Annotated in this window: 11 protein-coding genes and 1 tRNA gene; 2 read left to right on the top strand and 10 right to left on the bottom strand. The window is 36.8% G+C overall.

Annotation, left to right across the window (positions count from 1 at the left end; translation table 11 throughout):
• The first annotated feature begins 47 nt into the window (after positions 1-47).
• A tRNA-Ile gene (locus tag ACMXYX_RS02825) sits at positions 48-124 on the top strand.
• A gap of 493 nt (positions 125-617) precedes the next feature.
• Positions 618-1,298, top strand: a complete 681-nt coding sequence (locus ACMXYX_RS02820; RefSeq protein WP_415897521.1) for a Wzz/FepE/Etk N-terminal domain-containing protein — start codon at positions 618-620, stop codon at positions 1,296-1,298.
• A gap of 4 nt (positions 1,299-1,302) precedes the next feature.
• Here ACMXYX_RS02820 and ACMXYX_RS02815 read toward each other — a convergent pair whose 3' ends face one another.
• From ACMXYX_RS02815 to ACMXYX_RS02770, 10 genes are all read right to left on the bottom strand, one after another.
• The gene (locus tag ACMXYX_RS02815) at positions 1,303-3,255 is read right to left on the bottom strand and encodes a polysaccharide biosynthesis protein (RefSeq protein ID WP_415897520.1); all 1,953 of its coding nucleotides are present in this window, start codon (positions 3,253-3,255) and stop codon (positions 1,303-1,305) included.
• A 278-nt stretch (positions 3,256-3,533) separates the two neighbouring features.
• Positions 3,534-4,085, bottom strand: coding sequence for a sugar transferase (locus ACMXYX_RS02810; RefSeq protein WP_415897519.1), 552 nt, complete (start codon positions 4,083-4,085; stop codon positions 3,534-3,536).
• On the bottom strand, positions 4,082-5,011 hold the full coding sequence (locus ACMXYX_RS02805; protein ID WP_415906462.1) for an NAD-dependent epimerase/dehydratase family protein: 930 nt from the start codon (positions 5,009-5,011) through the stop codon (positions 4,082-4,084). Before ACMXYX_RS02805 ends, ACMXYX_RS02810 begins: the two co-directional genes overlap by 4 nt.
• Positions 5,008-5,748 carry a glycosyltransferase family A protein gene (locus tag ACMXYX_RS02800; protein WP_415897517.1) on the bottom strand — a complete coding sequence of 247 codons (741 nt, stop codon included), beginning with the start codon at positions 5,746-5,748 and terminating at the stop codon, positions 5,008-5,010. The genes ACMXYX_RS02805 and ACMXYX_RS02800 overlap by 4 nt, the downstream gene beginning before the upstream one ends.
• Positions 5,749-5,752: 4 nt before the next feature.
• Complete coding sequence (locus tag ACMXYX_RS02795) at positions 5,753-6,898, bottom strand: NAD-dependent epimerase/dehydratase family protein (protein WP_415897516.1); 1,146 nt, start codon at positions 6,896-6,898, stop codon at positions 5,753-5,755.
• The gene (locus ACMXYX_RS02790; protein WP_415906461.1) at positions 6,895-8,160 is read right to left on the bottom strand and encodes a hypothetical protein; all 1,266 of its coding nucleotides are present in this window, start codon (positions 8,158-8,160) and stop codon (positions 6,895-6,897) included. Before ACMXYX_RS02790 ends, ACMXYX_RS02795 begins: the two co-directional genes overlap by 4 nt.
• Positions 8,157-8,879: a glycosyltransferase gene (locus ACMXYX_RS02785; RefSeq protein ID WP_415906460.1), complete on the bottom strand. Its 723-nt coding sequence runs from the start codon at positions 8,877-8,879 to the stop codon at positions 8,157-8,159. The genes ACMXYX_RS02790 and ACMXYX_RS02785 overlap by 4 nt, the downstream gene beginning before the upstream one ends.
• A gap of 333 nt (positions 8,880-9,212) precedes the next feature.
• Entirely contained in the window at positions 9,213-10,448 is a 1,236-nt protein-coding gene (locus tag ACMXYX_RS02780; RefSeq protein ID WP_415906820.1) for a glycosyltransferase, read from the bottom strand.
• Between the two features lie 853 nt (positions 10,449-11,301).
• Positions 11,302-12,372 carry a polysaccharide pyruvyl transferase family protein gene (locus ACMXYX_RS02775; RefSeq protein ID WP_415906459.1) on the bottom strand — a complete coding sequence of 357 codons (1,071 nt, stop codon included), beginning with the start codon at positions 12,370-12,372 and terminating at the stop codon, positions 11,302-11,304.
• A complete protein-coding gene (locus ACMXYX_RS02770; RefSeq protein WP_415906458.1) occupies positions 12,369-13,802 on the bottom strand; it encodes a hypothetical protein in 1,434 nt (477 codons plus the stop codon). Before ACMXYX_RS02770 ends, ACMXYX_RS02775 begins: the two co-directional genes overlap by 4 nt.
• Positions 13,803-13,805 lie beyond the last annotated feature (3 nt).

Raw genomic sequence — 13,805 nt, 5'->3', positions numbered from 1 at the left:
ACTCTTGTGCCCATGAAACCATATCGGTATTATGGGCACCCTCCTTAGGGCCTATAGCTCAGTTGGTTAGAGCGCTCGACTCATAATCGATCGGTCGCAGGTTCGAGTCCTGCTAGGCCCACCACTTTATATTTCAAACCAATAAATAACTCACTTATTGATAAAATAAGATAGGCTGTTCGGATCAACTGACGCCAAGTTATAAAAAACCGTCACCTCCCTCCAAGATCGCCCCCCCTTTTTCAAATACATTTAGTCTAGAATTCAGACCATATAAGGGGCCGTTAGAACAAACGCAACAAATTCCTGAATGTAGATAGAGCCTAAAGATATTCATAACATATAGATACAACAGCCTAGTAAACCAAAATTACAGCACCTAAAAAGCCATCATCCCCTAGCGATCTATCATTAAAATAAGCATAAGCACACCTCAGAATATTCCATCTCTAGAAACAAAGTTTTTAGATATATCGCAATCCAAAAGGTCTAAAATTGACAAATTAGTCTCAAGACATGAAAATCCCCTCAGAAACTCAAGCACCTTAGTAATCTTGGCTCTATCGCCATTCAACCCCCACACTAAGTTATGCTTCCTATTACCCTGGAGCCCGTAAATGCAAATAAAGCCCTATGATCAAACTGATTCAAGGAATGAAATCGACCTAATAGAATTAGGCCAGGATATATGGCAAGGAAAATGGATATTGATTATTTTGATTATCGCTTCATTGCTTCTCGGCTTTGCCTACACTCAAATGGCAACCAAGCAATATCGAATTACCGTTTCCTACACCCCTATTCTAAATTCAGTTAGCGATCAGCAAAATTGCAACACTGACCGAAAATGCCTCAAAGAAGCATCAAGCAAGTGGGTAATGGGAGAATTTACTGGAGGGTGGATAAAGCACAAAAAGAGCAATACCGTTTCGCTAATATCAACCAACCCTAAAAGCTCTAGTGAGTACATCAACATCGTTAAAGCTATTGAATCAAGAATCAATACAGCGATTTTAGACGAAGCAAGAAACGAGCAACATCTTATTCAAAACAAACTAAATAAAGAGATACTAAGAACAGAACGAGTAGCGACTAATTATTTACACGCAGCAAGAATAATAAAAGCAATTGAGCGAGGCTCCAACGCAATACAATTTAATAAACCACGAATATCAAAAGTATCGCCAAAAGCCTCATTAATTATTTCACTATCTGCCTGTATCGCTGCCATAGTAGGGATTTTTTATATTTTGTTACGCAGCTCAATACGAAAACGGAAATCCCTTAAAGGTCATTAAAAAATCAATGCACAGGGGTATGCTTACCCTTGTGCTCCGTATCTTTCAACAACCAATCCACAACAGGAGAAGAAGGCTCAAAACCAGCAATGACTTTTTGCAAAGTACTTCTCGCTTTAACACCATCATCTAACTCAATAGCATGATTAAGAACTTTTAACGCCTCTTGCAAAACTAAAGGATCAATACTTTCTTCTTGCGCGCGCAATATTTTAGGATGCTCCGTACCAACAACTTTATCTCCTATCAGCAATTCCTCATAAAGCTTCTCACCAGGACGAAGACCACTAAAAGCAATTTCAATACCGTTTGGATTTAAAGAGCTTTTAACCTCAAGGCCCATTAATTTAATAAGCCTATGAGCCAATTCAACTATTTTTACTGATTGCCCCATATCAAGTACAAAGACATCTGAGCCCTCAGCCATTGAACCAGCCTGAATAACCAAAGAAGCAGCCTCTGGTATAGTCATAAAAAATCTTGTAATTTCTGGGTGCGTTACAGTTAGAGGCCCGCCGTCGATAATCTGCTGACGAAAAAGAGGCACTACCGAACCCGAAGAGCCAAGAACATTTCCAAACCTAACCATTGAAAAAGTTGTACTACTTTCAACCGAAGCCATATTTTGAAGCACCAGCTCCGCTAAGCGCTTGGTAGCGCCCATTACATTAGTTGGCCTTACAGCTTTATCAGTAGAGATAAGTACAAAGTGATCTACTCCTTTCCGATGGGCTGCTTCAGCCAGCACCTTAGTGCCAAATACATTATTACGAACACCTTCTATAATATTGTGCTCAACCATTGGTACATGTTTATACGCTGCCGCATGATAAATAGTTTCGATATCAAAATGACCTAAAAGCCTATTAACTCTTTTTTCGTCACAAACACTACCAAGCACTGGAAAAACAGGGATATTCAAACCAGAAGTCTGCATCGCTTCACATAATTCTTTCTCAATGGAGTAAAGAGCAAATTCACTAATTTCATATAACACTAATGATCTCGGCTTATTCTGAATAACCTGACGGCATATTTCAGAACCAATAGAGCCTCCAGCGCCACTTACAAAAACATTTTTCCCTGCAATACAGCGACTAATTAAAATCTCGTTAGGAGGTACAGCATCACGTCCTAAAAGATCTTCAAGCTCCACTTCACGAAGATTATCAACAGCCTCTCCAGAAATCAGATCGCACATGTTAGGAATGGTTTTTACATGCACACTGTAATCGACCAATGATTCCAATATATCCCGTCTTTTAGACCGACTAATGGACGGCAAAGCCAATAAAACATAACTAATTGCTTGATCATCAATCAATTTCTGTAAAGCCGTAGGCGGGTGAACCGGCAAGCCATTAACCGTACTATTCCACAGCTCCTTATTGTCATCCAAATAACCCACAGGTAGAAACTCTGCACCACCATGCAATGCCGTAGCAAGTTGAATACCTGAGCCTCCAGCCCCATATATCAAGACCGGCTCTTTTTCGACATAATGCCGGAGTAGCCAATGATAATAATTCCTAATTAATAGACGACTCCCCCCCACATAAACTAAAGCAGCTAAAGCAAAAATTATTGGAACAGACCTCGGGAATGGCTTCACATCAATAAGCATAGCGCAGCCCCAAAGCAGTAGAGCCAAGGTAAACACACCCTTACAAACAGCCAAAATAGCTTGAGCCCCCATGAACCTAACAACTGCTCGATAGAGACCCAATCTCATGAAAATAAAGACACCAACAAAAGGAACAGATACAAACAGCATCCACGCCTCTTGTAAATAAGAGGCTGGCCACCAATCTGATAAGCGAAGAGCATAACCAGACCAAAGAGCCAAAGGCAAAACGACCAAATCAGCCAAGACCATAATCATCTTCTTAGCATTACGACCTAGCCCTAATAAACGCAAATGAGGGCCTGCAGCAGCCTTTGAGATGTATTCATCCATAATGGAACTTATGCCTATTTAATTGAGTATCAAAATAAATGGAAGATGTTGATTAAGTATCGATCAATTCTAACAGTATCTCAAACGAACGCCTAAACAAATGACTATGCCAAAACGGGTATAGATTAAGGTAAGACTAAAGACAATTACAACGAGACAAATCAATCAAAGATTAATAATCAGCTGAAATAGCGACATAAAAGCGACATAAAAGCGACATAAAAGCGACATAAAAGCATAAAACATGAAGAAATTAATACGCCAAAATGATTAACTAGTTATGATCGAACCCTATCCCCACCTCCTTTACCTAAAACTGTCAATAGAATGCATTTAAAATAGAACCTAACAGACATATTGGCGATCATTTCTGCATCTGTTTTTGCAAGTAGTAATGGTGTAGACATATCTATTTCTTTAATTTGCGACAATCCAGTTATACCCGGTCGAACCGAATAAACATTTTCTTCTTCGCGAGCTTCAGTTAATTCGATTTGATTATATAAACCTGGGCGCGGGCCAACCAGGCTCATCTCTCCTTTTAAAACATTCCAAAGCTGTGGTAACTCATCTAATTTCGTTTTTCGCAGAAAATGACCGAACTTAGTCACATCTGAGCCTTTGGCCAAATGCGTAGCAACAGAAGGAGTGTCTTTTTTCATTGTACGAAATTTAATTAGAATAAATGGCTTTTTATGCCGACCGACCCTTTGTTGGTAAAAAATTGGCGACCCATTATCAATAAGACCAATCAAAACCAACACAGCAAAGATAGGTAAGCCGCACAGCAAACCAATTAGCGATAATAAAACATCAATAAAACGTATCATTTAAAGCACCTCTTTAAACCCTCTTCAAATGAAACTGGAGGCTCCCAGCCGAGTAGGGATCGAGCTTTTGAAATATCTACTCTTAATGAACCGAGCAATTGCCTTGCCATTTTTTCCTTACCAACAGCTGACATAAAGAACATCAGTAAATTGGCGGGTAAAGGTATTAAGTACAACGACTTTCCCATAGCCCGAGATAGGCCTAACAATAAATCTGTAGTAGATACATCACAACCATCTCCAGCAACAAATAACTGGTTTGAAGCATCAGGGTGTTCAACACAAGTGGCGATGAGATCAACTAAATTATCTAACGCAATAAACGATCGCTGATTTTTAATATTACCCAAAGGGAGTGGAATCCCTTTCTGTGCCAAACGAACTAATCTACCAAAATTACCTGGCGCATTTGGTCCATAAACTAATGGAGGGCGAATAATAACAACATCTAAATTATATTGTTCTGAAATATCCCATAAACCCTGTTCAGCTCGCCATTTAGATTCAGCATAAAGCTCACTTGGCTGCGGCTCATCAGCCTCTGAAAACGGCTTCTGATTCTCGGAGCCATTGACACCGATGGAGCTAAGAAAAATAAAACGTTTAACGCCGCATCGAGCTGCCTGCCTCGCCAAGTTCAAAGTACCTTCAACGTTAACCTTATAATATTCAGATTCTTCTACAGAGGTATTATGAGCCTTGGCCGCAATATGTATAACAACATCAATATCTGCTAACGCTTCCGAGAAATCCACATCATTCTCGAGTCCATTAATAGACATCACTTGACCTGGTATTTTTTCCTTGGAAGCCCCCTTTCTTACAACACTGATAAGCTGATAATCATCTATAAGCTTTGCGGCTACTGCGGACCCAACAAATCCACTAGCACCCGTCACTAAAATCTTTTCTACATTAATGCTCATTTATGTACAAAAACCCATCTACACATTTGAATAGAATAATGAGACAAGCAATAAAACATTGATTTGCAAACACCAAAGCCAAGAAACTCCTTATAGAAATCATATTGGTGCGAAACCAATTTTATCTTTCTAAAAAAATGATTGACTTTACTCTTTATAACGTACTTATAAGCAAAACTATCAGAATAAAAACACTTAGGTTTACTTTTAGTTATTTCAACCCAATACTTCCAATCCTCTTTTCTTCCGTTATAAAATCGGAACTGTGTTGCAAGCTTAGAACATACAAATACAGACCCTAGATAAAAAGGATTAATATAATAAATCCATTTAGAATTGACCGGCCTGCGAACAACTTCCGCTTTGTCAGACTTTATCAATGTAGAAAAACTATATAAATCAAAGTTATCATTATATGAAATCACATCGAAAGGCTCGGGCAACAATATGTCACCCGAGTCTAAAAAGTTTACCAATCCATCGTCTCGATCAGAAACATAATCAAGCCCCTGATTTCTTGCTGCTGACCGAGAAGCAATAGGGTTTATATCAAACTTTACAACCCTATAATTAGAAGACTCATATTTGTTGATGTCATAGCTAACACCATTATTAAAAATAATGATATGGATAAAATTACAATCGCGGTTTTGATCAGCAGCTAGAACCACACTTTCACAAGTGAGCTTTAATTCAGCAGAACTTCCACCACAAGGAGTAATTATATACATATTCATAAAATCACCACTTTGGAGAACTTAATACATTAGCTTTATCAAAATTATTTGCCAACTCTTCCGCAATAAACCTAACATCTTCAATTAAAGCTTCATCTAAAGTAATTGGCTTAAAACCTAAGCTAGTAAGACCGACATTCGAAACTTCTAAATCATTTTCAGCCAATTCTTTACGTGGATTTTCAACATTAGAAACTTCCACGCCATATTTATCTGAAATAATTTCCGCCAATTCCATAACAGACCTAACTTCAGAGACCTGATTAAAGATTCGGACTCTGCTATTATCAAAAGAATCGTTCTCTATCGCTAATTTAACACATTCCGCAGTATCCGAGATATGGATGAACGCTCTACTTTGACCACCGGTACCATATACGGTTAATGGATAACCATTTGCAGCCTGAGAAATAAAACGATTTAAAACCGTGCCATAAACACCATCATAATCAAAACGATTAACTAAAGCCTTGTCCAATTTAGTCTCGGATGTCTCCACACCCCAAACTATACCTTGATGTAGATCGGTAACACGAAGCCCCCAGTTTTTATTGTAAAACTGGAACATCAATTGGTCTAAACATTTAGTCATGTGATAAATACTTCCAGGGTTAGCTGGGTAAAGTATATCTACGTCGTTCTCAGTCTGGTTAATTTTAACATCAAGGTAACCTTCAGGAATTTGACCAAACTCCTTAGAATAACCATATACACCCATTGTTCCTAGATGAACCAAATGAGTATCTGGTTTGACATCAACTAGAGCACTGCAAATATTATGTGTACCTGTGATGTTATTATCTACAGTATAACGTCTCTGATCATCAGAGATCATTGAATATGGAGCAGATCGCTGCTCAGCAAACTGAACAACAGAATCTGGTTGGAAATCTGCAATCAAATTCTTTAGTGCAGAATAGTCTTTAGAAACATCTAGATTTTTAAAGCTAATATTACCTACTAACTTATTTGCACAGGCTATCCTCTCATTGATTGAGGCAATATTTGTCAAACTGCCAGAGGAAAGCTCATTATCGATATTTCGTCTAGACAAATTATCGACAATTAAAATTTCATGCCCGATCGAAGCCAATCGCAGTGATGTTGGCCATCCACAAAAGCCGTCTCCACCAAAAACTATTATTTTCATATAGAATTTCCTTTAAATAAATCTTTCTTTTTGCAAATCATTAAGATAAGCCCTATGGACAACCACGGAACAGGCATTGTTGTAGTTGAATAAAAAGCAATTTGAAATACAGACACCCAAAGAATGGCTAAGAGCATAAAAAATTCTTGGTGTATAAATAGCCTGGACCATTTTATAAAAATCATAATAAACGGCACAAGCAACAGAAGACCAAAATCCAAAAAAAATTGTGATAAATAAGATGAGGGTTTTAAACCCGAGGCATCACCGTCTCGTATAGACAGAATCCAAAGCTCATCTTCTGTGATTGAAAAATAACTGAATATATTTGCTAATTCATTTAGTGAAGCACCTGCCCCAAAACCAAAAGGATTCATCAACACATAAAAGTATGTGTACAATACTGAGACAAACCTAACACCACCAAAACTAGATAGCTGTGTTGAAAATGCATCAGAACTTCCCCAAATTTCAATTGAAGTAGTTACCCTATCCGAACTTATTAAAAAAGCACATAATAGACACACAACCACAGACGATAGCAATAGTGTTTTATAATCAAACCTTAGTAAGACTTTCATAGCAAAGTAAACAAAGAAAGTCATGAAAAACAAAAAAACGCACGTCAAACTAGCATTCATTACACCTAGTAATAATATCATTCCCAAACAACAAGAATGCATCAACATGGATAGTTTCTCCATGTGAGAAATTATGACGTAAAAAACAAAAAGCAGCCAAATAAAACGCGCTGCGTGAGATGGTTCAGAGAATAGAAATCCTACACCTCTCCCACCTGGGTAAGTAGAAAACCTAAACCTAGAAATAAAGCTTTTGAACAATTCTTCAATATAGGTATCGCTCAATACAAGGCTAATCTGCAGCAAACCCAACACTAAAAACAAAAAGCAAACCAGAAAAAAAACAGTTTTCAATGAACCTGTAAGATCAAACCTTGAGCAAAAAACAACAATACTTGGACCAACCATTAGGGTAAGGAAGCTAATTATCGAGTCTGAACCATATTCAAAAAACCCCCATATAATCCAAGGAGTTAATATAAGTAATCCAGTACAGAATAATAATTCTTCTTTATTTAGTTTCAAACTTACTACTGCAGAAAGCATTACCAAGAAGACCATAGCAATGATAAAGACTGGCTGCATTTCCGCAGAAAAGAAAGACAATAATCTAACTCCTGAACAGAAGACCAGGAGTAGCAAAATAAAACTAACTAAATCAAGCTTATCTTGTTTAATCACTCTACTCTCTCATAACCAGACACCCGTGAAAGGATCGTATAATAAAAACGGTTACCTACCACCTTCCTTATAAGAAATTTCACAAATTCTTTAGTGAATTTATTTCGTTCTAATAACCTTATTTTTAAGGTTTTTAGACTTGGGCTATTTGATATCCCGCCCAAATGAAAATACGACAAGACATTCTGATTAACTTGGATGCCATATACACCGATATTTTCTTTCATCCATTCAATATCACTCGATATAGCAGATTTCTCATTGAAATAAATACGCATATCAGGCTTTTTATTTATTGGAGTTATAAAACCTTGATGTGCAGGATTGATAGCACTATCCTTTAGACGAGCCAAGCCTGGGCGTATAAATTTTAGATCTTCATATACCTGACAGGTTCTATAGACTTCACACTGATAATCGTCCACATCTGAATATATATGTTCAATAGATTTTTCATTATAAAATACATCACCAGAATTCAAGAAAAATACATGAGTACCTTCAGCCTTTCTAAGCCCCAAATTCATTGCGTTGTATAGAGATTGATCTTTATCTGTAATTAACTTCACATTTTCAAGTTGCTGAAGAAAATCTTTACCAATCTTCTTTGTAACAAGTATATGTTCAAATGGCTGAGTAGTCTGATTATGAACTGATTCAATAGTAGCTTTAAGCTCATCAACATCTTGATACGCTATTGTTATAATACTAAGCCTCATAACCTTTTAATACCTCACCAGATAAAGTTTCACAACAGTCAGATCAGACAAAACCACAGTTTAAAAACCATTAAAAACAAATCATTCTGTATAAATCCAGCAGCCATTTACACAAATTAGTTATTAAATACAGTCCGTTCATTATCGACACAAGCCTGCATTACACCACTGTATAAACACAACCCTTTAACATCTTACTAAAGATCATGATGCGTATAGCTATTAAACTTCAATACAAATCGGCACTTAAGCAAATTTTCTTCCAAACAAATCCATTTAAAACTTTCAAATACTAAAAAGTAATAATTATTTGAAGCATCTAAAATATTTTCTTTACTCGTTAAACACCATATTTTCATATAATAATATGTATTGATCCGCTGCCACTGAGGAATCAAAGTCTTTAAATGCAATATCTCTAACGCCATCTGATAAAGATTCGTCCGAGGATTTATTAAGTACCCAGCTTAGTCCTACTGAAAAATCTTTAGCATCGTACAATTTAGCCTTATAACCAGTAATTTTGTGCTTAACGATTGATGCCGGCCCCGTTGCATCAAAACACACTACCGGAGTATTACATGCCATTGACTCAACTAATGTCTTACCAAAAGCTTCCTGAATACTTGGGGCAGCAAAAACATCTGCAGCACTATAAACTAGCTTTAAAGACAAATTATCGTACAAATATCCAAATGCTAGATATTCAAAACCAGTTGATTTCAAAGCAGCTACATCAGGTTTACCAAACGCACAGATCAAATAATCATCTTTATTAAGGTATTCAAGTGACTCTATGAAATATGAAAAACCTTTGTAAAAATCAGTTAGACTTGTTGATCCAACAAGTATAATCTTCTTACTAGATGTAATATTCAATATATTTCTAGCAACATTCTTATCAACTGGTTCAAAAATAGAAAAATCAACGCAATTATTAATAGTTATTGCTTTCAACTTTGCTTCTCTGAATACAGCACTTCGTTTAAGTTCATCCGTTACCCAATCACTAATTCCTACAGGTTGGACTTTGCTATAAGATTTATTTTTTAGTCTGACTAGATACTTAGTAAAGTCTAGCCCCTTAAATGCATTTAACTGAGGGCAACTACCACAACCTGAAATATATCTTTCACATTCAAGTGAGTAATGACAACCTCCCGTCATTGGCCACATATCCCTGATAGACCACACTATTGGCTTATCAATTGAGCTAATGGATTTCGAACTCACAAGGCCATTAACCCAATGAAGATGAACAATGTCCGCAGCTCTATAAAGCTCATTCTTTTTATATTGCAGACCGAATAATCCAGTACTAAAAATTCTTTTTTCCCGCTTTGGAAAAAGCGCAAGCAGAATTTTATCAAGCTGAGAAGCAACCAGAGACAACAACCTTCCCAATTTCGATTTATACATGGAATAAACTGTAGGGTCACCAAAATCATCCTGAGAATTAGTAATTATTTTTGAATCTATACCCTTACTAATCAAAGCCTGATGTAACCAGTACGCCCCTCTACCAGCTCCCCCTGTCAAACTTCCAGCAACTAAGTGAACTACTTTCACTTTTTTCAACGTCTACTACCTCAAACCTCACCGCATCCCGACAGTCTATCAAAATTCAAACTGACCAAGCATTGTACCAAAATCTGATGTTATTTACTTAAGGAACATGCGGATTATGGTCTTCCTTTCAGCTCTTCCACACTTCAACCGTTACTCTTGTAAAATAATAGGTACAACCTGATGCCGGCACTCACCTAACCCTAGTCTCAATGCTATTTTAAACGCTACTGCTATCTACTCTATGAACACCATCCGCTAAGCTCAGCAGCATTGTTCTATAGAGCATTCCCAGCTAAAATAATACCTAACATTAATCATTGAATAATCTAATTAAAATTAACACGAACGATTATAATATATATTAAATCATTAATTACGATTAAATTTTCAAGCTTAAATCAAAAACCTAGACCCCAAAGTCAGATCCACACAAGCCAAAGATTAAAGCGCAGACCCACACAGATAGTAGCTTTTAAAATAATTCTACAAATAAACAGGAACACCAAGCCACAAAAATCAGCTTAAAAGCCCACATCAAATAACCATTGCCAAAACAAAAACTTTACAACACGTATAATTCGCCCCATTAACAAACAAACTTATTTTTATATATAATAAACACTTTTCAATAAACACTTTTCAATAAACACGCAATAGCATTACGCCTAGGCTATATTATAGTGAAAGTTTTATGGGGATTTGACCTAAACAGCCGATATTTATTACAGAACAACCTAAATCAACTAAGTAATTCCGTTCAGAGTTTAATACTGAATATCTATTAAAAGGCAGGCATATTTATACATTTAGAAAAAGAGAAGCCAAAAACAGCCTCTCATTTGATATCTACTTATTAAGAAAGTGCTTCCAATAAATAATTTTTACAATTCGTACGCGCCAATTCAATTACTCTTGAGGTTTTATCTGAATAACTAAGCATACTTATTTCTTTTTTTATCCCAGCTTCGCCAAAAGCCTTATATTCCAATTCCAAATCTTTAATTAGTTGAGCAATTTTATAGCTTTTATCTTCCCTATTTAAAACCATTGCTTCTCGATGGAATTTCAGAGAAAAAATTACTCCATGGTAAAACAACGTAAATACCATAGCTGCAGATTGAAACAGCGCTAACCAATCCTCAACCCCTGCAGCGACAAAATTTTTATCCGCATCCCGATTAAAATACCCTACAGAGTAGACCTTGCACCCTCTCTCCGCTGCTACTTCTTTAACAATAGACATTTCATTATCATTCAACTTCCCATAGACAAGTACGAAATCTTCATTTGATACATATCTAGATGTGAATTCTTGAAAATCTATTAATAAGGTCGGATCAAGAAGGCCTGTTGAATCAAGCCCACATTCATTAGCTAAAAGCTCGGCTGAATAGTCATCTCTCACTGCAATAGCATCAAATTGTGAAAGTAGCTCGCATATTTCATCCTTACGCTGTCCAAAACTTTTTGTACTGCCCACACTAGCGGAAAAACTTATCTTTTTCTGATCATCTTTAACAAAATCGAGAAAGAATGCAGGATCAAAACCTCGAAATGAATTCGTTTTCCAAACTTCGTCACTGCCAACAATTACAGCACCACATTGTTCAGCAACAGCCTCAAGCCCCTTACCATCAAAGTCTTTCTTAGATGTTAAAAACAGTTCATTTCGTAAAAAAGATGAAAACCGAATGAATTTTAATATGCCGCTAAAGACCCGTCGATTTAAAAAAAGTGTTTTGGCATAGACTAGATTTGCCTTCCAAGGCCTATAGTCAATAACCTCAGGATTAAAACCTAAGGATTTTACAATTTTCACCAGCGCATATGTCTGTAACACAGCACCATAATTAGTCGTATAGTGAAAGGTCATGATGCCTACTTTTGAAGGTGACCTTTCATTAGTTAGTTTAGGGGGATTCATGATGTACTTCCGGCCACTCGAAGAATCTCTATGTATAAGTCTGTTAGACTTTGTGGTTTGAAAGGCTTGCGGTCACTACCAATATAAGCCGCTATAGTATCATTGGTTTTACAGCCTGAATGCTCAGCAAAAAAGCCTTTCTTATACATCTCTACTGCATAATATGGCTCATTCTTTTCTACCACATTGCCATTTGTTCGTTGTAAATTTACACAACCTTCAGCCAACACACAACGAATGTCAGGAAGGGGGATTGGATCAGAATTATTCTCAACAGGATCAGTCCAACCTGAACTTTTTATTGCCTTAAATTCTAAAAACTGCTCGATCCCCTTACTAGAAGTAAGCTCAGCCAGCTCTTTACTTATTTTACTCGCAAGCTCATACCGCTTTTCTTCACACATTTCAGGTCCATTAAAACGCGCATCGTTTATATAGATCGTATCCGTATAGCCTATTGAGAAAGCCATGCTATTATCTAAATCAAAAATAGGAAAGTAACTAGAATACCGTCTCTTAACTTTGTCCCTAATCTTCTTGGCAGTATTTATAACTAAATTGTTAATTCCTGAACGGTAGTCAATATATCCTAACTCACGTAGTGCCTCGTTTACTGAGACCTGATATTTAAGCTCCCCCAACCCATGGTCAGAAACAATAAAAGTATGTTCCGGCGAACAATATTCAATAAAATTTATTATCTCTGTATCAAAATCCTCAGCCGCTTTTTTTAAAACAGCTTTTAGTTTAACGTCCTCAACATCGGACACCTCATTTTCATAAATATGCCTAAATTTATAATACAATTTAACGAATGGAGACACTGCTATCAATGCATCAACATTAACACGCTCTAGAGACCATTTAAGAGTAGAAAAATATTGAGATAAATGATCACGTAGCCACGCTTCTAATTCACTGGCAGATTTTGGTACAAAAGCACCTCGCCCAATCCTAAAACCAAGATTTGACTTCGAGTAATTCGCCAAACCAGCTAAGTTAGCAGGAAAAATAGGAGTATCATCAGAGGAAAGTTTAAACTGTCCTGCTCCTGTCGCAGGAAAAACAAATTCACAGTTATCTTCTTTTGAAAGTACTGTTGGGATTGTATACAGACCTGTTTTATAACCTTGTTTTTTCAACTGTGCCCAAAGCAACTTTTCATCACCGACATGAGCTTTCACTACATTTAAACCCGTTTTCTGTGTCGCTCTTATCTTTCCTCCCTTTAAAACAGGTATTTGATAAAAAGCCCCAGACTGGTATGCCGATGTACCAGAGTAGATTTCCGGCCAGCCTCGGCTAACTGGGTTGTCAATTTTAGGATTTACTAATTGCCCCCTTTCTAAAAAAGAAGCCAACTTTAAAAGTCCCATTCCTTTAAGGCTCTCAACACCCAATCCATCTATCCCTAATATAAGTATCTTCATATA

It is taken from the genome of Neptuniibacter sp. QD72_48 (assembly GCF_047778065.1).
Classification (GTDB): Bacteria; Pseudomonadota; Gammaproteobacteria; order Pseudomonadales; family Balneatricaceae; genus Neptuniibacter.
This window is presented reverse-complemented; position numbering and strand designations above follow the sequence as displayed.